This is a genomic window from Lentzea aerocolonigenes (genome assembly GCF_000974445.1).
In the GTDB taxonomy this organism is placed as follows: Bacteria; Actinomycetota; Actinomycetes; order Mycobacteriales; family Pseudonocardiaceae; genus Lentzea; species Lentzea aerocolonigenes.
Window position 1 is genome coordinate 174,202 of sequence record NZ_BBOJ01000004.1, and the last position, 20,844, is coordinate 195,045.

18 protein-coding genes are annotated in these 20,844 nt (G+C 69.9%); 5 read left to right on the forward strand and 13 right to left on the reverse strand.

Annotated elements, in window-relative coordinates; genetic code table 11:
* Positions 1–20: 20 nt before the first annotated feature.
* The 6 genes from AOM45_RS09120 to AOM45_RS09145 form a co-directional block, all read right to left on the reverse strand.
* On the reverse strand, positions 21–629 hold the full coding sequence (locus tag AOM45_RS09120; RefSeq protein ID WP_030464966.1) for a nucleotidyltransferase family protein: 609 nt from the start codon (positions 627–629) through the stop codon (positions 21–23).
* 278 nt (positions 630–907) lie between these two features.
* The gene (locus AOM45_RS09125) at positions 908–1,417 is read right to left on the reverse strand and encodes a regulatory protein RecX (RefSeq protein WP_030464967.1); all 510 of its coding nucleotides are present in this window, start codon (positions 1,415–1,417) and stop codon (positions 908–910) included.
* A gap of 13 nt (positions 1,418–1,430) precedes the next feature.
* Positions 1,431–2,477, reverse strand: coding sequence for a recombinase RecA (gene recA, locus AOM45_RS09130; RefSeq protein WP_030464968.1), 1,047 nt, complete (start codon positions 2,475–2,477; stop codon positions 1,431–1,433).
* 146 nt (positions 2,478–2,623) lie between these two features.
* Positions 2,624–2,818 carry a DUF3046 domain-containing protein gene (locus tag AOM45_RS09135; RefSeq protein WP_030464969.1) on the reverse strand — a complete coding sequence of 65 codons (195 nt, stop codon included), beginning with the start codon at positions 2,816–2,818 and terminating at the stop codon, positions 2,624–2,626.
* Between the two features lie 9 nt (positions 2,819–2,827).
* Positions 2,828–4,078, reverse strand: coding sequence for an MFS transporter (locus AOM45_RS09140; RefSeq protein WP_030464970.1), 1,251 nt, complete (start codon positions 4,076–4,078; stop codon positions 2,828–2,830).
* 53 nt (positions 4,079–4,131) lie between these two features.
* Positions 4,132–5,979 (reverse strand): Hsp70 family protein, encoded by a 1,848-nt coding sequence (locus AOM45_RS09145; RefSeq protein ID WP_030464971.1) that lies wholly within the window; start codon positions 5,977–5,979, stop codon positions 4,132–4,134.
* A gap of 110 nt (positions 5,980–6,089) precedes the next feature.
* Here AOM45_RS09145 and AOM45_RS09150 point away from each other — a divergent pair, with 110 nt between their 5' ends.
* On the forward strand, positions 6,090–10,634 hold the full coding sequence (locus AOM45_RS09150) for an ATP-dependent helicase (RefSeq protein WP_035908840.1): 4,545 nt from the start codon (positions 6,090–6,092) through the stop codon (positions 10,632–10,634).
* A 281-nt stretch (positions 10,635–10,915) separates the two neighbouring features.
* On the opposite strand, the gene AOM45_RS09155 is transcribed toward AOM45_RS09150, so the two are convergent.
* The 4 genes from AOM45_RS09155 to AOM45_RS09170 form a co-directional block, all read right to left on the reverse strand.
* Positions 10,916–11,902 (reverse strand): 1-aminocyclopropane-1-carboxylate deaminase, encoded by a 987-nt coding sequence (locus AOM45_RS09155; RefSeq protein ID WP_156093536.1) that lies wholly within the window; start codon positions 11,900–11,902, stop codon positions 10,916–10,918.
* Complete coding sequence (locus AOM45_RS09160; RefSeq protein ID WP_030464974.1) at positions 11,899–12,534, reverse strand: GntR family transcriptional regulator; 636 nt, start codon at positions 12,532–12,534, stop codon at positions 11,899–11,901. Before AOM45_RS09160 ends, AOM45_RS09155 begins: the two co-directional genes overlap by 4 nt.
* 103 nt (positions 12,535–12,637) lie before the next feature.
* Positions 12,638–13,162: a GNAT family N-acetyltransferase gene (locus AOM45_RS09165; RefSeq protein WP_051782750.1), complete on the reverse strand. Its 525-nt coding sequence runs from the start codon at positions 13,160–13,162 to the stop codon at positions 12,638–12,640.
* A gap of 32 nt (positions 13,163–13,194) precedes the next feature.
* A complete protein-coding gene (locus tag AOM45_RS09170; RefSeq protein ID WP_030464976.1) occupies positions 13,195–13,683 on the reverse strand; it encodes a YbaK/EbsC family protein in 489 nt (162 codons plus the stop codon).
* Positions 13,684–13,886: 203 nt separating this feature from the next.
* On the opposite strand from AOM45_RS09170, the gene AOM45_RS09175 reads away from it, so the two are divergent.
* Together AOM45_RS09175 and AOM45_RS09180 are read left to right on the forward strand one after the other, a co-directional pair.
* On the forward strand, positions 13,887–14,291 hold the full coding sequence (locus AOM45_RS09175) for an SAV_6107 family HEPN domain-containing protein (RefSeq protein ID WP_035908895.1): 405 nt from the start codon (positions 13,887–13,889) through the stop codon (positions 14,289–14,291).
* Positions 14,288–15,034 (forward strand): maleylpyruvate isomerase N-terminal domain-containing protein, encoded by a 747-nt coding sequence (locus AOM45_RS09180; protein ID WP_030464978.1) that lies wholly within the window; start codon positions 14,288–14,290, stop codon positions 15,032–15,034. The genes AOM45_RS09175 and AOM45_RS09180 overlap by 4 nt, the downstream gene beginning before the upstream one ends.
* Here the strand turns inward: AOM45_RS09180 and AOM45_RS09185 are convergent.
* Positions 15,011–16,588, reverse strand: a complete 1,578-nt coding sequence (locus AOM45_RS09185) for an alkaline phosphatase D family protein (protein WP_030464979.1) — start codon at positions 16,586–16,588, stop codon at positions 15,011–15,013. The two genes, AOM45_RS09180 and AOM45_RS09185, sit on opposite strands and share 24 nt — an antisense overlap.
* A 24-nt stretch (positions 16,589–16,612) precedes the next feature.
* Here AOM45_RS09185 and AOM45_RS09190 point away from each other — a divergent pair, with 24 nt between their 5' ends.
* Complete coding sequence (locus AOM45_RS09190; protein ID WP_051782714.1) at positions 16,613–17,107, forward strand: VOC family protein; 495 nt, start codon at positions 16,613–16,615, stop codon at positions 17,105–17,107.
* Positions 17,108–17,520: 413 nt separating this feature from the next.
* Here the strand turns inward: AOM45_RS09190 and AOM45_RS09195 are convergent, their stop codons facing one another.
* Positions 17,521–19,173, reverse strand: a complete 1,653-nt coding sequence (locus AOM45_RS09195) for a DUF885 domain-containing protein (protein ID WP_030464981.1) — start codon at positions 19,171–19,173, stop codon at positions 17,521–17,523.
* 108 nt (positions 19,174–19,281) lie between these two features.
* Here AOM45_RS09195 and AOM45_RS09200 point away from each other — a divergent pair, with 108 nt between their 5' ends.
* Positions 19,282–19,935, forward strand: a complete 654-nt coding sequence (locus AOM45_RS09200) for a DUF3153 domain-containing protein (protein ID WP_081901814.1) — start codon at positions 19,282–19,284, stop codon at positions 19,933–19,935.
* On the opposite strand, the gene metF is transcribed toward AOM45_RS09200, so the two are convergent.
* Positions 19,932–20,813, reverse strand: coding sequence for a methylenetetrahydrofolate reductase [NAD(P)H] (metF, locus tag AOM45_RS09205; RefSeq protein ID WP_030464983.1), 882 nt, complete (start codon positions 20,811–20,813; stop codon positions 19,932–19,934). The two genes, AOM45_RS09200 and metF, sit on opposite strands and share 4 nt — an antisense overlap.
* Positions 20,814–20,844 lie beyond the last annotated feature (31 nt).

Below are 20,844 nucleotides of genomic sequence, written 5' to 3' on the forward strand. Positions count from 1 at the left end.
ACCCCAGTGGTGATGATCGGTCACGGGGCGTCGCCGGGCCACGGAAGCACGGTGAGTCCGGGCCACTGTTCGCGCCATCGTTGAGTCTTCGCCTCGTAGACGCCGCGCGGAGCGAGCACGGGATTGGGGCGGACGACGAGATTGAACACGTCGGCGAGGCCGTGCGGTGCGTAGATGCGCCACCGGCCGTTGCCGTCGACACGGATGCCGAGACAACAGGTGGTGGCCGCGAACGAGTCGATGGCCGCTTCGGTCGAGGTGTACGGCGCGCAGGGAATGCCGAAGTGGTCCTCGTACCAGAGGTGCACGCGGACCTCGTTGCGGATCTCGACGGCCGCCGGCAGGCCGTGGAAGGCGCGCTCACCTGCCTGGATGACCGCGTTCTCCGCGTCCCAGCCGAGATCGGAGTCGTCGAAGTAGAACAGGTCGTAATCTCTGATGCCCTCGGTCGGAGGTCGACCGGTCACCACGTTCCACACGGTCTGGAACACGCACCCGGCGGTCAGGTACCAGCCGGGAAGGTCGAGCTTCACGGCACGCGCCAAGACCTCCATCAGCGGCTCGTTGCGCGCGAGGGTCGCCCGGAACGCGGCGATCTGCGCGTCCAGCGGGAGGCGGCCGAACGACATGGGAGACAACGGTTTCACGACCGAAGCTCGTCGACAACCCATGCACCATCACCTGCCGCACGCAGGACCTCGCGACCACGCCCCGCCCGCAACACGCCGACCTGTTCGCCCTTCAAGAGGCGGCCGAACCGCGTGCCCCGCACCGGTTCTACGACCTAGGCTCACCCAGAACCCAAGCCCCACCACCAGCCACACACAGGACCTCGCGACCACGCGCCGCAACACGCCGACCCAGTCGCCCCACAAGAGGCAGCCGAACCGCACACCCGGCACCGGTCCTACGACCAGGGCTCGTCCAGAGCCGAAGCCTCGTCACCAGCCGCGCGCAACTCGTCGCGGACCACGCGGTACGCGAGCCCTTCCGCGTAACCCTTGCGCGCCAACGCCCCCACGAGACGACGGATCTTCGCCGTCTCGTCCACACCGGACATCGTGCGCAGCCGTTTGCGGACCAGCTCGCGCGCCTTCTCCTCCTCGGCCTCGCCGTCGACCGCGGCGACCGCCTCGGCCACCAGCTCGTCCGCGACGCCCTTGCGGCGCAGCTCCATGGCCAGGGCGCGGCGGCCCAGGCCGTTGTAGTTGTGCCGCGACTGCACCCACATCTCGGCGAACTGGGCGTCGTCGATCAGGCCGGCGCGGTCGAACTTGCCGAGCACGGACTCGGCCACGCCGGGACTGATTCCCTTGCGCAGCAACGCCTCGTTCAGCTCGTGTCGGGAACGGGCGCGGGCGGTGAGCAGCGCGTAACAGATGTCCCGTGCTTTGCGCTGCTCCTCAGCCTCGTCCAAACCTCACGACCTCTTAGAACTCGACGGGCGCGGCGGGAGCCGTCTCGTCGGCGTCGAGCGTGGCGCCGATGCCGAGCTTGTCCTTGATGCGCTTCTCGACCTCGTTCGCGATGTCCGGGTTGTCCAGCAGGAACTTGCGGGCGTTCTCCTTGCCCTGACCCAACTGGTCGCCCTCGTAGGTGTACCAGGCACCGGACTTGCGCAGGATGCCCTGGTCGACGCCCATGTCGATGAGCGAGCCCTCGCGGCTGATGCCCTTGCCGTAGAGGATGTCGAACTCGGCCTGCTTGAACGGCGGCGCGACCTTGTTCTTCACGACCTTGACCCTGGTGCGGTTGCCGACGGGCTCGCCGCCGTCCTTCAGGGTCTCGATGCGGCGCACGTCCAGACGCACGGAAGCGTAGAACTTCAGCGCCTTACCACCGGTCGTGGTCTCCGGGGAACCGAACATCACGCCGATCTTCTCGCGCAGCTGGTTGATGAAGATCGCGGTGGTGTTGGACGCGTTGAGCGCACCGGTGATCTTGCGCAGCGCCTGGCTCATCAGGCGGGCCTGCAGACCGACGTGGTTGTCACCCATCTCGCCCTCGATCTCGGCGCGCGGCACGAGGGCGGCGACCGAGTCGATGACCAGGATGTCGAGCGCGCCGGAGCGGACCAGCATGTCCGCGATCTCGAGCGCCTGCTCACCGGTGTCGGGCTGCGACACCAGCAGCGCGTCGGTGTCGACGCCCAGCTTCTTCGCGTACTCGGGGTCGAGCGCGTGCTCCGCGTCGATGAACGCGGCGATGCCTCCGTTGCGCTGCGCGTTCGCGACCGCGTGCAACGCGACGGTGGTCTTACCGGACGACTCCGGACCGTAGATCTCGACGACACGCCCCTTGGGCAGACCACCGATGCCGAGCGCCACGTCCAGCGCGATCGCACCGGTCGGGATGACCTCGATCGGGGCGCGGCCCTCTTCGCCGAGGCGCATCACGGAGCCCTTGCCGAACTGCTTGTCGATCTGCGCCAGGGCCAGCTCGAGCGCCTTGTCCCGGTCGGGTGCTGCGGGTGCCATCTTGGGTCCACCTTTTGTCGTCTGCCGTTGCTTCGTCATGTTGGACCTGACGCTACTGGCGGGGTCTGACAATTTTGCGAAGCCGGGGTCGGAGCCACTCTAGCCGAACACGTGTTCGAGCACACGTGACACTCCGAACGGCCAGCTCAGCGACGATTTTCAGGAACTTCGAACGCGTCGCAGACCGCCAGCCAGACTTCTTTGGCGCCGATTCCGGCCTCCAGCGCCTGGTCGGCGGTGCGTCCTCCCAGCGACGACAGCACGTGGTCGTGGGCGATCATCTCGGCCCTGACCTGGCCGAACTCCCCTGCCATGAGTTTGCGGAACATGGTGATGCGCACCCGCAGACCCTAACCAACGGTCCTGCGCAGCGACGCGAAGAGGCACACGACCAGCAGCGGCAGCGCGGTGAACCCGACGATCAGCCCGAGGGCCGCGTACGACCACGCCGTCACGACGATCCCGGACACCGCCCCTCCCACGGCGCCGCCGACGTTCATCACCAGGTCGGACAGTCCCTGCGCGGCCGGCCTGTCCTCCACCCGCACGGACTCCGTCAGCAGCGCCGACCCCGACACCAGTCCGGCCGACCAGCCGAATCCGAGCAGCGTCAGTCCCGCGGCGAGCTGCGGGGCGTCGTGCGACGGCGCCATCCCCGCGACCCCGGCCGCCGCCACCACCAGCGACGCGCCGATCGCGAGCACCGGCACGCGGCCAAGCCGGTCCGCCATCCACCCGAACAGGGGGCTCGCGGCGTACATCGCGGCGACGTGCAGGCTGATCACGACGCCGACCACGCGCAACGACGACCCCGCGTGGTTCATGTGCACCGGCGTCATCGACATCAGCCCGACCATCGCGGTGTGGCACAACATCACTCCAACGAGTGCAAGTCGTGCCATCGGCCCGAGGGACCCCCAGATCCGCAGACCACCGGGAGCACCCCCACCGGAACAGTGCGGAGATTCAACCGGTCGGGTGCTTTTCACGACGACCAGCGGGTCCGGCCGCAGTCCCAGCTGGATCACCAGCACGGCGACCCCGAGCACCGCGGCCGCCAGCAGGAACGGCCCCACGCCCACCGGCAGGCCCAGCGAGGCGGCCACCCGTCCGGCGGGATCGGCGAGGTTCGGACCGATGATCGCGCCGATCATGGCCGCCCACACCACACGGGAGAGTTCGCGCGCACGGCGTTGTGGATCCGCCAGATCCGTTGCGGCATAACGAGCCGCATAGTTCGCGCTGGAGGCCCCTCCGAACAGAAGGAGCCCTACCAACAACAACTGCCACGACCCCAGCGCCACGGCGACGGCGGCGACCAACGCGCCGAGCGCACCCATGCCGTAGCCGAGGATGAGCGCGGGACGACGCCCACGCCGTTGCGCGAGACGGGCTCCGGGCAGGGCGAGCACCGCGGCACCGGCGACGGCCGCGGTCTGCGCGAGGCCTCCCACGGCGTCGGAGCCGGACAGCGACGCGGCGATCAACGTGCTGATCGCGAGGCCGATCGTCACCGACGCGGCCCCCAGGACCTGGGTACCGGTCAGCACGCGAACGACCTTGCGCTGCACGCGTTCGACCTGCGGCGCGACGGTCACCATGATCGCGATGGTGGCACGCTTCGAAGGCGCGCCGACAGGTCCATCAGGGGTGGTTACTCACCCGGTTGAACGGACTTCTCGAAGAAATCGGCCATTTCGTCCGGCTTGAGCTCGTCGGCGTTCTCCTCGGCGGTCTTGGTGAGGATGCCGAACATGGGGCGTCCCTTGGCCGTGAACACCAGCACGCCGGTGCCGCTGGACGTGGCCGCGCGGTAGTTGCCCTCCAGGCCGTTGCCGGTCCAGTCGGCTTCGACGCGGTCGGTCTGGAACGACTTCGCGATGGCCTCGGCGTTGTTCTCGGCGCCGGTGACGCTGTCGGTGAGGATGTACTGGACCGCGTAGCCGTCGCGGATCGTGCAGCTCACGACCGTGCCCTTGATCTCCTCCATGCCGGTGATCTGCGCGGAGTCGGCTTTCTCGCAGCCACCGCCGTCCGGCACGTGGCCCGCGAGCTGGCGCAGGCACTTCGTGAAGCCCTGGCCGTCCTGCGTGACGTCGTTCTTGCACTCGTCCGCGCTGGGCAGGTTCGGGCGGTTGAACGCGAACACCGCGCCGATGACGACGGCCAGCACCACCACCGCGCCGCCGATGCCGAGGAGGACCTTCTTGTTGTCCTTCTTCGGCACCTGCTGCTGCGGGAAGTTCATCGGGTAGCTGCCGCTGACGTTCGGGTTCACCTGGTACGGCGCGGTGACCGGGTAGCTGCCGCTCGCCGAGTACGGCCCGCTCACGTTCGGGTTCGGGTACGAACCGCTGATCACGGGGTTCGGGCCGCTCACGTTCGGGTTGACCTGGTGCGGACCGCTCACGGCCGGGCTGACCGGCGCCGTCACGACCGTGGGCGGCTCGACGAACTTGGGCTTGTCGTCCTCGGCCTTGAGCGTGATCGTCGCCCGGTCCACGACCTGCGCGCCGGACGCGACGATCGTCTCCGGGTGGTCCGGGTTGGTCGGGACGATGCCGACCTTCTCCGCGATGACCTGCGCGACCAGCGGCATCCGGCAGGAGCCGCCGACGAGGTAGACGTGCTCGGGCGTGACGCCGGCCTTGCGGACGGTGGAGATGAGGAGCTCGGCGCTGCGGATCAGGCTCGGCCGGATCAACGCCTCCAGCTCGCCGCGCGTGACGACGACCTTCTCGAACGGCTCCGGCATCAGCACCTCGACCTGGGGCAGCTCGGAGAGGTCCTCCTTCGCGAGCCGCAGTTCCTCGCGCAGGCCGAGGCGGGCGCGGTGGTCGTCGACGGTGGCCGGGCGCAGCAACCGCTGCCAGCCGGCCGGGTCCTTGTGCGAGACGCTGCGGCCGATGTGTTCCAGCAGCGCCTGGTCGATGTCGAGTCCGCCGACGTCGCTGAGGCTGCCGTCGGCGAGGATGCGGTGCTCGGCGTCGAGCACGGAGACGTCGAACGTGTCGGCGCCGAAGTCGTAGACCGCGAGCGGGCGGCCGCCGCCGAGCGAGGCCACCGCGATGGCCTCCGGCACGGGCACCAGGTCACCGGTCATGCCCGCGAGCCTGGCCGAGGACAGCAGCTTGTTGCGCCTGCTCGGCCCCCACTCCGCGGGGTGCGTCAGACGGATCTCGTCGAGCTGTGCACCCTGCAGCAACGGCGTGACGGCTTCCATCACGCGCGCGTAGATCGCCGCGAGGGCGTCGTTGACCGGCAGGTTCTGCTCGCCGAGCTTGATCGTCGCCTTGTCGATGTGGCGCTTGGGGTTCGCCTCGTAGCGCGACGGGTCCTGGCGCGACCGCCGCTCCGTCTCCCTGCCGACGAGCAGGGTGCCGTCCTCGTCGAGGTAGACGGAGGAGGGCATGGTCGGCCCTCCGTCCACATCCACCACACCGTGGTCGGACAGCACCGCAACCGTGTTGGCGGTGCCCAGGTCGACGGACAGGACGCGCACCGTGCTCCCCTCGCAGGACGTACTCGGGTGATCGTGCCACAGCGGGCTTCGGCGGGTGCTCGGACCTGCGCAATCAGAAATTGTCAGACCCGCTTGTCATGATGGTCGCCATGGACGTGATGAAGGCATTCTCACCGGCGACCGAGCAGTGGTTCGCCGGGGCCTTCGCCGCGCCCACCCAGGCGCAGACAGGTGCGTGGGCGGCCGCGGCGGCGGGCGAACACGCGCTGGTCATCGCCCCGACGGGCTCGGGCAAGACGCTGGCCGCGTTCCTGTGGGCGCTCGACCGGCTGGCTTCTTCTCCGGTGCCGGCGGAGCCGAAACGACGGTGCAGAGTGCTTTACGTCTCGCCGTTGAAAGCGCTGGCGGTGGACGTCGAACGAAATCTTCGCGCGCCGCTCGCGGGAATTCGGCAGGCGGCACACCGGCTGGGTCTCACCGAGCCGTCGATCACCGTCGGCATGCGCACCGGCGACACCTCTCCGGAGGAGCGGCGGGCGTTCGGCCGCACACCTCCCGACGTGCTGGTGACGACGCCGGAGTCGTTGTTCCTGCTGCTCACGTCGTCGGCGCGCGAGTCGTTGCGCGGCGTGGAGACCGTGATCGTCGACGAGGTGCACGCGGTGGCGGGCACCAAACGCGGCGCGCACATGGCGTTGTCGCTCGAACGGCTGGACGCGCTGCTGGAACGGCCGGCGCAGCGGATCGGGCTGTCGGCGACCGTGCGGCCGGTCGAGGAGATCAGCACGTTCCTCTCCGGCGGCCGCCCGGTGTCGGTGGTGCAGCCGAAGACCCCCAAGACCATCCAGGTCGAGGTGGAGGTGCCGGTCGAGGACATGGCGACGCTCGGCCAGCCGACGGGTGAGGTGTCGGGTTCGGCGGCCGGAGCCGAGCAACGCACCTCGATCTGGCCGTCGGTCGAGGCACGGGTGCTGGAGCTCGTGCGGGCGCACCGGTCGACGATCGTCTTCGCGAACTCGCGGCGGCTCGCGGAACGGCTGACCGCGCGCCTGAACGAGCTCGCGGAAGAAGCTGTGGAACTGGAGTCCTTCCCCGCCGAGGCGATCGGTCAGTCGGGTCTCACGGTTCAGAAGTCCGCTTCCGTGGCCCGTGCGCACCACGGGTCGATGTCGCGGGAGCAGCGCACGGCGGTGGAGGAAGACCTGAAGTCCGGGCGGCTGCCGTGCGTCGTGGCGACGTCGTCGTTGGAGCTCGGCATCGACATGGGCTCGGTCGACCTGGTGGTGCAGGTGGAGGCGCCGCCGTCGGTCGCCTCGGGCCTGCAGCGCGTCGGCCGCGCCGGGCACCAGGTGGGCGCGGTGTCGCGGGGCGTGATGTTCCCGAAGTTCCGGGGCGACCTGGTGTCGTGCGCCGTGGTCGCGGAACGGATGCAGAACGGCGCGATCGAGGCCGTGAGGTTCCCTCGCAACCCGCTGGACGTGCTGGCGCAGCACGTCGTCGCGATGGTGGCGATGGAGACGTGGACGGTCGAGGAGCTGACGGCGCTGGTGCGGCGGGCGGCGCCGTTCGCGGGCCTGCCGGACTCGGCGCTGCACGCGGTGCTGGACATGCTGTCGGGCCGGTACCCGTCCGAGGAGTTCGGCGAGCTGCGGCCGCGCATCACGTGGGACCGGGTGAACTCCGAGCTGCGCGGGCGTCCGGGATCGCAACGGCTGGCGGTCACGTCCGGCGGCACGATCCCCGACCGCGGGCTGTTCGCCGTGATGACACCGCCGTCGGAAAACGGCCCCGGTTCCCGGGTCGGCGAGCTCGACGAGGAGATGGTGTACGAGTCGCGGGTCGGCGACACGTTCCTGCTGGGCACCTCGTCGTGGCGGGTCGAGGACATCACACACGATCGAGTGATCGTGGTGCCGGCGCCGGGTCAGCCCGCTCGGATGCCGTTCTGGAAGGGCGACGCGCCGGGCCGTCCGCTCGAACTCGGCCGTGCGATGGGCAAGTTCCTGCGCGAAGTGTCCACGATGGAGGACTCGGCTGCTCGGGAACGGGCGGCGTCGGCGGGGCTGGACGAGTGGGCGACGGACAACCTGCTCGCGTACCTGGGCGAGCAGCGGGAGGCGACGCGGCACGTCCCGAACGACAGAACCGTTCTGGTGGAACGGTTCCGCGACGAGCTCGGCGACTGGCGGCTCGTCGTGCACTCCCCGTTCGGTGCCCAGGTCAACGCGCCGTGGGCGTTGGCGATCGCCGCACGGCTGCGGGAACGCCGTGGCGTGGAGGTGCAGGCGGCGCACTCCGACGACGGCATCGTCCTGCGGCTGCCGGACGCGCTGGACCACGAGGGCCTGGAGGTGACGGCCGGCGCCGAGGACGTGCTGCTCGATCCCGACGAGGTCGAGCAGATCGTGGTGGCCGAGGTGGGTGGCTCGGCTTTGTTCGCGGCCCGGTTCCGCGAGTGCGCCGCCCGTTCGCTGCTGCTCCCCCGCCGTGATCCGAAACGGCGCACCCCGTTGTGGCAGCAGCGGCAACGCTCGGCGCAGCTGCTGTCGGTGGCCTCGAAGTACGAGCGCTTCCCGGTGGTGCTGGAAGCGATGCGCGAGTGCCTGCAGGACGTCTACGACGTGCCGGGCCTGCGCGAGCTGATGTCGGACGTCCGCGCGCGCCGGGTCCGCGTGGTCGAGGTGGAGACCCCGTCACCGTCGCCGTTCGCCCGCAGCCTGCTCTTCGGGTACGTGGGCATGTTCCTCTACGAGCTGGACGCTCCTCTGGCGGAACGCCGTGCGGCCGCGCTGTCGCTGGACTCGACGCTGCTCGCGGAGCTGCTCGGGTCCGAGGCGATCCGCGAGCTGCTCGACCCGGAGGTGGTGGCCGAGGTCGAACGCAGCCTGCAACGCCTGTCGGAGGACCGCCGGCCGCGGCACGCCGAGGACGCCGCGGACCTGTTGCGGTTCCTGGGAGATCTCTCCGACGCGGAGGCGCTCGAACGCGGTGTGCCCCGCGAGTGGCTGGACGAGCTGGTGGCTCAGCGCCGGGCGATCCGCGTCCGGATCGCCGGTGAGGAACGCACGATCGCGATCGAAGACGCGGGCCGGGTCCGTGACGCGCTCGGTGTCGCCCTCCCCGTGGGTGTGCCGGAGGCCTTCACCGAACCGGTGGCGGATCCGCTGGGCGACCTGCTGAGCCGCTACGCCCGCACCCACGGCCCGTTCGCCGCTTCCGAGCCGTCGGCTCGCTTCGGCCTGGGCGTGGCCGTGGTGACGGGTGTCCTGGAACGCATGGCGGCCACGGGTCGTCTGGTGCGCGGCGAGCTCCGTCCCGGCGGCACGCACACCGAGTACTGCGACGCGGACGTGCTGCGCCGCCTGCGTCGTGCCTCGCTGGCCCGGCTGCGGTCCGAGGTGGAGCCGGTCGAACCCGCGGCGCTGGGCCGTTTCCTGCCGCAGTGGCACGGGCTGGGCCGCCGGCTGCGGTCGGCTCCCACGGTCGACGACGTGTTCTCGGTGGTGGAACAGCTCGCGGGGGCGCCACTTCCGGCCAGTGCGCTCGAATCTCTGCTGTTCCCGTCGAGACTGCCGGGGTACTACCCGGCGCTGCTGGACGAGCTGACCGCGTCCGGCGAGGTGACCTGGACGGGGTGCGGCGCGCTGGCCGGTGGCGACGGCTGGATCGCGCTCGCCCCGACCGACGTGGCCGATCTGCTGCTGCCCGACCTGGTGCCGGAGTCGATTCCGGAGTCACCGCTGCACACCGCGGTCCTGGAGGCCCTGTCCGGCGGGGCGCTGTTCTTCCGCCAGGTGGTCGACCGGGTCTCGCTGTCCGTGGAGTGCACGGACGCCGAGGTCGTCGGCACGCTGTGGGATCTGGTGTGGGCGGGTCTGATCACGAACGACACGTTGGGACCGTTGCGCGCGCTGGTGTCCGGCGGCGGTGCGGCGCACAAACCTCGCCGCAGCGCGCCACGGGGCCGTTACGCCCGTCTGCGCGCGGCTCGTCCGGACATGCCTTCCCGCACGGGCCCGCCGACGGCGGCGGGTCGCTGGTCGCTGGCGGTGCGACCGGCGGAGGACCCGACCCGCCGCGCGCACGCCCGCGCCGAGGCTTTCCTGGAACGCCACGGCGTGCTGACCCGCGGCGCTCTCGACACCGAACGCGTGACCGGCGGGTTCAGCGGCGTCTACAAGGTGTTGCGGGCGATGGAGGAGTCGGGCCAGGTCATCCGCGGCTACGTCGTCGAGGGCCTGGGTGCCGCCCAGTTCGCGGCACGGGGCGCGGTGGACCGCCTGCGTGCGCTGTCACGCCCACCCGGTCAGCCCTCACAGTCCGACCAGGACGCCGTGGTCCTCGCCGCGGCCGACCCCGCCCAGCCGTACGGAGCCGCGCTGGCGTGGCCGGACCCGTTGGGCGAGGGCAAGCACCGCCCGGCCCGCAAAGCCGGCGCGCTGGCGGTGCTGGTCGACGGTGTCCCGGCGCTCTACGTGGAGAGAGGAGGCAAATCGCTGCTGTCGTTCACCGACGACGACCCGACCCTGCGCACCGCCGCGAACGCCCTGAGCCGCGCAGTCCGCGACGGCTGGCTGGGCCAGCTCGCGGTCCAGCGAGCCGACGGCGAGGTCGCGCTGACCTCACACCTCGCGACAGTGCTCCAGGAGGCGGGATTCCGTGCCACGCCAAAGGGTCTGCGCTTGCGGGCCTGAGCCCCGAACCGGTCCCGCGCCTCGCCGCCGACCACTGCGCACACCGCCTGTGCGCAGGGAGTGGTGCACCTGCACGGACGCGAGCGCCTTGGCCGACGGCGGAACCCCGCACCCCGCAACCACTGCCTGTGCCAAGACCGGAACCCGGCCTGAGCACGCACGCTCTACCAGCCCCGCCGCCGAACTCCCGTCACTCGACGGACGGCGGTCGCGCAACCGACCGCGAACCACGCCGCTCGCCGGACAGCAGGTCGACCGCCTCCGCCTGGGTCTCGCCGAGGCTAGGCGGGGAACAGGGAGCTGTAGGCGTTCAGCGCGGGCTGGCCACCGAGGTGGGCGTAGAGGACCGTGGAGTCACGGTCGATCTCTCCGGACGACACCAGGTGGATGAGGCCCGCGAGGGACTTGCCCTCGTAGACCGGGTCGGTGATCATGCCTTCGAGACTGGCGCCGAGACGCATGGCGTCCACCGTGGACTCGTCGGCGATGCCGTAGGTGCCCGCGTGGAACCGGTCGTCGAGGAGGATGTCCTCTTCGGACACCGTGACCTCGCGCAGTTTCGCCGTGTTGTGCGCGATGCGGGTGATCTGGTCGCGGGTCTCGGCGGGCTTGGCCGAGGCGTCGATGCCCAGCACACGGCGGTTGGGGTCGTCTGCGAAACCGGCGACCATGCCGGCCTGGGTGCTGCCGGTGACCGAGCAGACGATGATGGTGTCGAAGAAGACGCCGAGCTGGGCCTCCTGCTGGCGGACCTCGTCGGCCCACGTCGCGAAGCCCATGCCGCCCAGCGGGTGGTCGGAGGCGCCGGCGGGGATCGGGTAGGGCTTGCCGCCGCCCGCGCGGACCTCCTCGATCGCCTGTTCCCAGGCGGGTTTGACGCCGATGCCGAACTCGGCGTTCACCAGGCGGACGTCGGCTCCCATCATGCGGCTGAGCAGGATGTTGCCGACCCGGTCGCTGCCGACGTCGGTCCAGTCGACCCAGCTCTCCTGCACCAGCACGGCTTTCAGGCCGGCACGTGCCGCGGCCGCCGCGACCTGGCGGGTGTGGTTGGACTGGATGCCGCCGATCGACACCAGCGTGTCGCAGCCGGTGGCCAGCGCGTCGGCGACGAGGTACTCGAGCTTGCGGGTCTTGTTGCCGCCGTAGGCGAGACCGGAGTTGCAGTCCTCGCGCTTCGCCCAGACCGCGGCGCCGCCGAGGTGGGTCGTCAGGCGGTCCAGGCGGTGGACCGGCGAGGGGCCGAAAAGAAGCGGGAATCTGTTCACAGTTCGTCCTCCAGGGTGCTCCAGTTCTCGTCGACCAACGTCATGGCCAGAGCGTGGTCACCCTGCTCGCACGCCTCGATGATCTGCTGGTGCTGGGTGACGGAGTGGCGGGCGTTGGGCGAGGAGAAGCGGCTGTGCTCCGCCCTGCGGATCAGCGGGGTGAAGCGGTCGATGGTGGCGGTGATCGCGAAGTTGTCGCAGCGGTGGACGGCGACCGCGTGGAACTCGTCGTCCGCGGCCAGCGCGGCTTCGGCGTCGTTGGCGTCGAGCGCCTTCTTGAAGGCCTTGTTCGCGGCGCGCATCGCGGCGAAGTCCTCGGCCGTCAACGACTTCCGCTGGACGACAGTGCCGGTGGCGAGGGAGTGCATCGACTGCACGACGACGAGAGCGTCGCGCACTGGCTCCGACTCCAGCGCGGTGACACGGGTGTAGGCGTGCGGCTTGGTCTCGACGAGGCCCTCGTCGGTCAGCGTCGCGAGCGCCTCGCGCACCGGGGTGCGGGAGAGACCGAGCTTCTCCGCCAGTTCGACGTCCTTGATCGCGGTGCCCGGTTCCAGGTCGCCGCGCACGATCGCCGATCGGATCTCGGCCGCCGCCCGCTCCTTCAGTGACCCATATCCAATATATTGCATATTGGTGAGGGTAGGGCCGGGCTTCGATGAACGCAACAAGAAGTCCCAGGCCGCGTCGCGCGACCTGGGACTCAGGGGTTCTGGGTGTTGGAGCTTCCGGGCGTCAGACGGGGAGCGTGCGTCCGAGCACGGCGAACGGCCGCGGATCGCCGGTGAACTGGTAGTGCCGCAGCACGTCGACGAAACCGACGCGGCGGTACAGCTTCCACGCCTTGCTGGGGCCTTCGGGCGTGGACAGCAGCACGCGCGACGACGACACGCCTTCCATCAGCCGGCGCAAGAGGTCCTCACCGAGGCCGCGGCCTTGGGCTCGCGGCAACACGTGCAGTTCGGTGAGCTCGAAGTAGTCGGTGAGCCAGTCCTCGACGACGGTGGGCGGCGCGACGGCCATCAGCCCGCGCCGCACCTGTTCGTGCCACCACTGACCGGCGGCGCCGCGGTAGCCGTAGCCGATGCCGACGAGCTCGTCCTGCTCCCCCAGCGCGACCACGCAACGCCAGTCTTCGCGCATCATGTGCGCGAGCCACATCGGGGCGCGCTGCTCGACGGTGCCGGGCGGGTAGTTCATCGCGGTCACGTACAGCGCGAGCGCCTCGCCCAGTCGCACGTTGAGCTCCGCGGCGGTCATCTCGACGATGCGCTCCAGGCGCGGCGAGGCGGTCACGACGACACCACCGCCACGCGTCCGCCCGTCAGTGCCACCAGGTCCGCGAAGGTCGTGGGGTAGACGGCGTGCGGATGTCCCGCGGCCGCCCAGATCTCCGGGTAACCGGACAGCGCCTCGTCCACCACGGTCTCGATCGGCGCGGGATGCCCGACCGGCGACACACCGCCGATCACCTGGCCCGTGTGCTCGCGGACGAACTCGGGGTCGGCGCGCTTCACCGCGTCCGCGCCCACGAGCTCGGCGACCAGTGACGTGTCCGCCCGGTGCGCACCCGAGGTCAGCACCAGCAGCGGAGCCGCCGCGCCGTCGCGCACCGCCGCGAAGAGCAGGCTGTTCGCGATCGCGCCGACCTGCACTCCCACGGCTTCCGCAGCGGCCGCCGCGGTCCGCACGGCGTCCGGCAGCACGACGATGCGTTCGGCGGTGGCGGGTGGCAGGGCGTCCGCGACCTTGCGGATTCCGGGGTGTTCGAGCGCACTCACATCACCATCAGACCACGACTGGCGCCCACGTGGTGGGGCGGGTTGAGGAATCCATCGGCAGGGAGCTACGCTGAGAGGGACTCGAACATGTGTTCGAGTCGCACCATGCCTCGGAGGTGGGGTGGGGGAAGCACCCCACCTCCGAGAGCCGCCGGCTTCCCCTCGGCGGAGACGTCGTTCACCGACGCCACGAGGAGGCCGAGATGACTGCCATCGACTTCCCCATCCCGTTGCCACCCGCATCCGCGCTCGCGCTGCTGCAGCAGGCTCGCGACTCGCTCGCCGAGTCCGAACGCACGCCTGAGCCTCCGGAGCGGTTCGCCACCGCCTACCTCGCCGCTTTGCGTGCTGCCGCCGCGGTGCTCGCGTTGCGCGGACGGCCCCATCGCGGACGTTCGAAGCCGACCAGCGCCTGGGTGCTGCTCGCTTCGATCGCGCCGGAGATGAGCGAGTGGGCCACGTTCTTCGCGTCGTGGTCGTCCACGCGCGCCGCAGTGCTCGCCGGCATCACCAGACACGTCAACGCGCGCACGGCAGACGATCTGGTGCGTCAGACCGATCAGTTCGTCACGCTCGTCGGCCGCACGATGGACGAGGCGAGGCGGTGAACTCGCTCGACATCCTGCGTCGTGAGGCAGAAAAGCTCGCCATGTCCGCGTTCGGTCAGCCGCCGCACAAGGGCGTGCCCGCCTGTCCTGGGCTCAACCTCGGGGAGACCGTGCGGCACGTCGGCAGCGGCTACCGCAGGACGCTGGAGTGGATCAGGCTCGGCCGCGAACCCCAGGCCGGCGAATGGCAGGACCACCCGGAAGAGGGAGAAGACCCGCTGGAGTTCATGCGTTCGGGCGCGGAGGCCGCGCTCGAGGTGCTCAGCGCGCACGACGCGAACGAACCGTGCGCGACGTGGTGGCCCGACCAGCAGAACTACGGGTTCTGGCGGCGGCGGCTCGCGCACGAGACCACGGTGCACCGCATGGACGTCCAGGGCGCGGCGGGCATCGAGGTCGGCGCGGTCGCCGACGAGGTCGCGATCGACGGCGTCGACGAGGTGCTCGCGTTGTGGCTGGGGCACAAGCTGGACGTGCTCGGGGTCCGGGGTTCGCGTGAGAGCCTCGTCGCCGTCCAGGTCCAGGACCACGTGTGGCTCACGCGTTGCGGCCCTCACGGCGCGTCGGCGTGGCGCGTCGTCGCCCCGGAGGACGCCCACGTCGCCGATGCACAGGTGACCGCCGGTCCGATGACGATGTACCGCTGGTTGTGGGGACGGCTGCCCGACCGGATGGTCGAGGTGGTCGGCGATCACGACGCCATCGCGCAGCTGTGGGCGTTACTGCGGCTCGCGACCAAGTAGCACCGAGGCGGTTTCCGCACCCGTTGCCGACAGCAGGCGGTAGCGGGCGCGGCGGCCGTCGAGGTCCAGCAGCGCCACGGAGTTCCCGAAGTGCGGGCCGCTGATCTTGCGCCAGCGCATCAGGTCGTCCGGCACCCCGGCCAGCGTCGCGAGGCGGCGGAAGACCCACGCGGCGGCGCGGGACCACGACAGCCGGAACGCCGGTTCGAACACCTTGGGCGGCTCGTTGTGCACGGGCGAGCACACCAGCTGCGTCACCAAAGCCTTGGTGGGCCTGAGGAACTCAGCCTCGGCGACATAGCTGTGGTGAACGTCGCCGGAAAGCACGCACACCGTGGCGGAGCCGTTGTTCGCGGCTTTCTCGATCATGCGGGAGAGCCGGTCGAACGACTCGCGGAACGCCGGCCAGTGCTCGAGGTCGAGCGCCTGCCTGATCTTCTCCGCGGCCCGGCCCTGCCAGCCGGGCTTGCGCGCGCCGATCTCGTTGAGGGACTGGAAGTGGCTGAGCGCGTGCGGCATCAACCACGGCAGCGACGAGCCGATCAGCAGGTGGTCGAAGTCCCCTTCGGAGTTGCGTTCGATCCAGTCGAACTCCTCGTCGCTGACCATCTGCCGCTTGTCGTCTTCGAGAATGCGGCCACTGCGCGTGTCGACCATCAGCAGCCGGGCGCGCCCGAAGTCGCGGCGGTAGCTCCACCACGTGGACTTGCGGCCCGCCGCCTCCTTGTCCGCCTCCTCGGCGAACTCCTCCAGCAGCGGCAGCACATCCGCGCCGTGTGCCTTCACCTTGGCGTACAAGGGATCCTGGGCGAGCTCGTCCGGTCCGAGGTTGCCGAGGTGCTGGTACACCCAGTACGAGGAGATGGCACCGCGGATCCTGTCGCGCCACCAGGGTTTGCTCGCCATCTCCTTGCGCCACACGGCGGACGTGTTCCAGTCGTCGCGCACGTCGTGGTCGTCGAAGATCATCGACGTGGGCACGACCGACAGCAGCCAGCGGATCTCCGGGTCGCCCCAGGTCTCGTGGTAGAGGCGGGCGTACTCGGCGAAGTGCACGACCTCGCCGTCGGGCTCCCCGGTGCCGCGCCGGTGCTCGCCCCGGTGATCTGACAGCCACTGCTTGGTGGCCTCGGTGGGTTCGTCGGCGTAGACCTGGTCTCCCAACAGGATCAGCGCCTGCGGCCATTCCTCTTCGGGTGCGGTCATGAGCCGTTGCGCGAACGCGTCGAGAGCGTCGGGGCCAACGGGCTGGTGAGGTGCGGCGCGGCAGGACCCGAACGCGATCCGGCGCACGTCGCCGGTGCGGATGACCGGCTTGGGGAAGTCGCTGCCGACTTGTGGCCAGGCGGTTTCCCCGTCCAGCCGGACGTCGTACTCGGTGCGGGGACCGAGGTTCTCCAGCAGGACGAGCGCGAAGTGCTGGGCGCCGACCTGGAACGTTCGCGCTGTGTGCCCGGCGATCGTGACGTCGCACGGGGAGTCCGTCTCGACCCACACGGTCGCCGACGAGTCGTTGACATGTCTGAGGAGCGGTCCGAGCACCAGCTTCGCCACCCGCGAGACAGTACCCTCGCACGCGTGGAAATCACGTTCGACGCAGCCGATCCCTCCGCCCTGGCCGCGTTCTGGTCCGAGTTCGCCGGTGATGAGATCGAGCTGACGTTCGTGTGGAGCGACGCCCCGAAGATCGAGAAGAACCGGGTGCACATCGACCTGGCGTCGACATCACCGGAACACCAGGCGGACATCGTGGCGAGGGCGCTGAAGCTCGGCGCCGAGCACGCCGACGTAGGGCAGCGAGACGTGCCGTGGGTGGTGCTGCGCGATCCGCAGGGCAACGAGTTCTGCGTGCTGGAGCCGCGGCCCGAGTACACCGGCGTGATCGCGGCCGTGGTCGTCGACTCCCGTGATCCGCTGGCGTCGGCTCAGGCGACCGGGCACCCGGTGGTGCGCAGCGGTGACGGGTTCGCGTCGGTGCGGCCGGAGCCGGGACCGTGGCTCGAGTTCGTGCAAACGGACGACCCGGAGCCGATCACGAACCGCGTTCGCGTGCGGTGGGCCGACCCGAGCTGATATCCGATATATCAGTTATCCGGAGATCCGCACTTGGTAACGGGTCGCCAGCGCGGTGTTCCTTCCTCGTAGTAGCGCTTCCGCCCACTCAAGTCGTCGTACCGGGAGTGTTCGCGCTGGTGATCGACTTGGCGACCGGCGCCATCGCGCTGCCGGCCCGGCTGTTCTGCCTCGCAACGTGGACGGACGTCTTGACACCCTGAGGGCAACGCTCCGTCTTGGGATTCTGGGCACCCGTGCTCGCGTTCTACGCCCTGTCCGCCGGCTCATGTTCGGCCGCTTTTCAGGCTCACCCACCTCATCCAGCGCATCCTCTAACCAGTATCCGATATATCGGTTATGCAAAAGACGTTTGCGGACGACCGCAAACGTCTTTTGCATAAGGGTGGGTTATCGCAGGTCAGAGCGTTGCGTCAGAGTGCGGCGAGACGGTCCCGCAGCGTGTCGAGGCCCATCGAGCCCATTTCGAGGGCGTCCTTGTGGAACCGCTTGAGGTCGAAGTCGGCGCCCTTGCGGGCCCGCGCGTCCTCACGGGCGGCCAGCCACAGGCGCTCGCCGATCTTGTACGCCGGTGCCTGGCCCGGCCAGCCGAGGTAGCGGTCGATCTCGTCGCGGACGTGGGCGGGCTCCGACAGCGTCCGGGTCAGCATGAACTCCAGACCGAGCTCGGGGGTCCAGCGCTCACCGGGGTGGAAGCCGGTGCCAGCGGGGATCTCGAGCTCCAGGTGCATGCCGATGTCGATGATCACGCGAGCCGCGCGGAACAGGTGCGCGTCCAGCATGCCGAGCAGGTCGCCGTCGTCGTCGAGGTAGCCGAGCTCGCGCATGAGGCGTTCCGAGTACAGCGCCCAGCCCTCGCCGTGGCCCGACACCCAGCACATGAGGCGCTGGAAGTCGTTCAGCGTCGCCGACTGATATACCGCCGTCGCGCACTGGAGATGGTGACCCGGCACGCCCTCGTGGTAGACGGTCGACGTCTCGCGCCACGTCGGGAACACCGTCTTGCCCTCGGCGATCGACCACCACATGCGGCCGGGACGGGAGAAGTCGGCCGTCGGCGGCGTGTAGTAGGCGCCGACGCCGCCGCCGGGCGGTGCGATCCTGCACTCGAGGTTCATCAGCGCGTCGGGCAGGTCGAAGTGCACGTCGCGCAGGTCGAGCAGGGCCTTGTCGGACAGTTCCTGCATCCACGCCCTCAAGCCGTCCTGGCCGTGGACCTGGTAGCGCGGGTGCTCGTCGAGGAACGCCGCGGTCTCCGCCAGCGACGCACCGGGCTTCAGCCGCGCCGCGACCTCCTTCATCTCGGCCTCGATGCCGAGGAACTCCTCCCAGCCCCACGCGTAGGCCTCGGCCAGGTCGAGCCGCGACCCGGTGAAGTAACGCGAACCGAGGCGGTACCGCTCCTCGCCGACGGCGTCCTTCTCCGGCGCCTTCGGGGCCAGTGACGTGCGCAGGAACGAAGCGAAGTCGGCGTAGGCGGACGACGCGGCGGCGGCACCGGCGTCGAGCGTCGATCGCACCGAGCCGTCGACGTCGGCCGACGCGACGAACGAGGTGAAGAACGTCGACGCCCACACGTCGCACTGCTCGGCCACCTTGGTCACCTGGCGCAGCGCCGAGACCTGTCCGCGCGAAGCAGCGTGCGAGAGAGAGGCGCGCAGTCCGTCCAGAGCGGCGGGCACGGCCGAGAGACGACGTCCGATCGTGGCCCACTGTTCCGGCGTGTCGGCCGGCATCTGGTCGAAGATGTCGCGCACGGACTGGATCGGGCTCGCGATGACGTTGAGGGAGGACTCGGTGACGCCGGCTTCGTAGAGCTCGTGCTCGAGACCCGTTCGTTCCAGGAAAACGGCTCGCGCCGCTTCTTCCGAGGCATCCGCCGGTTGGGCCGCCGCGATGTCGGCGAGCGCGCGGACGGCGAGTTCGTCGCGCGCCGCGTGCCCTTCCGGCGAGAGGTCCGTCAGCTGGTCATCGGACCCCGCGAAGCCCAGGCTGGTGGCGGTGATCGGGTCCAGCGCCACGTAGTCGCTGACGAACTTGTTGCTGATGTCGTGCACGGATGGCATGTGCCGAGACGCTACCTCGCGCCCCTCGACGCCAAAAGGTAGTTAGTCAAGCTCACGACCAACGGAGGGGAACTGCGTCGTTTGGGTCGTGCTGGCAGGATGTCCGCCGTGCGTCGATCCCGGGCACTGCTGGTGCCGGTCTTCCTGCTGCTCACCCTGTTTTCGCTGAGCGGGTGCGTTCGCGTGTACGCGGCCATGGCCGTGTCGGACGACGACCGCATCTCGGGTGAGATCGTCGCGGCCACGCCGCCCACGCAGGACAACGATCCCGGCCCCCAGCTCAAGGTTCCGGCGGAGCTCGCGAGCCGCGTTACCACCAAGCCGTACCGCGTGGAGTCGTACGCGGGCACGCAGTTGTTCTTCAACGGTCTGTCGTTCGACGAGATGCGCACGCTGTCGATGGCGACGAGCTCGTCGAACAGCCGGTACAGCATGAACTTCCGCCGGTCGGGTGATCTTGTCACGCTCTCGGGGTCTGTCGACCTGACGCAGGTGCCCGTGGAACGCGCGGACATCCAGGTGAAGGTGAGCTTCCCCGGCAAGATCGTGAACACCAACGGCCGCGAGGAGGAGAACAACACCATCGCGTGGTCTCCGAAACCCGGTCAGGCGTCGATGCTCCAGGCCACCGTGCAGTACGCGGGCGAGAACTCCAGTTCGTTCCTGGGCTGGGCGCTGCTCGTCGCCGGCCTCACCGGCGGTGCCGCGCTGATCGTGGTCGTCCTCGCGCTCATCGCCCACAAGCGGAACGTGAACGTCTAGGCGCGAGCCACCAAACCCAGGCGCCCCAGCACTTCCCGCGTCGCCTTCGCCCTGTTCATCGTGTAGAAGTGCAGCGCGGGCACGCCCTCGTCGAGCAACCGCTGGCACATCTCGGTCGCGATGTCGATGCCGGTCGCGCGGAACCCCGCGACGTCGTCGGCGTACGGCTCCAGCCTGCGCGAGATCTCCACCGGCAGGTCGGCGCCGGACAGCTCCACGATCTTGGACAGGCCGCGCGGGGACAGCATCGGCATGATCCCGGGCAGGATCGCCGCGGAGCAGCCCGCGGCCGCCACCCGGTCGCGCATCCGCAGGAACGGCTCAGGCTCGTGGAACAGCTGCGCCACCGCGTAGTCCGCGCCCGCGTTGAGCTTGCGCAGCAGGAACTTCAGGTCGGTGTCGAGGTCGCCCGAGCGCGGGTGCCCGTACGGGAACGCCGCCACGCCCACGCAGAAGTCGCCGAGCTCGCGGACCAGCCGCACCAGCTCGTCGGCGTAGTTGAGGCCTTCCGGGTGCGCGACCCACTCGCCCATCGGGTCGCCCGGTGGGTCGCCGCGCAGCGCGAGGACGTTGCGCACGCCGATCGCCGCGTACCAGCCGATCACGTTGCGCAGCTCGGCCACCGAGTGGTCGACGGCGGTCAGGTGCGCGACCGGCAGCAGCGTCGTCTCCTGCGCGATGCGGCCGGTGGCGCGGATCGTGCGGTCCCGCCGCGACCCGCCGGCGCCGTAGGTGATCGACACGAACGCCGGGTCGAGGCCCTCCAGTTCGCGGACCGCCTTCCAGAGGATCTTCTCGTCCTCGGCGTCCCGCGGTGGCAGGAACTCCACCGAGAACTTGGGTGACTCCCCTTGGAGCCGCTCGACCACCGACGTCATGCGACCAACCCTAGTGGTATTTCCGATGGGT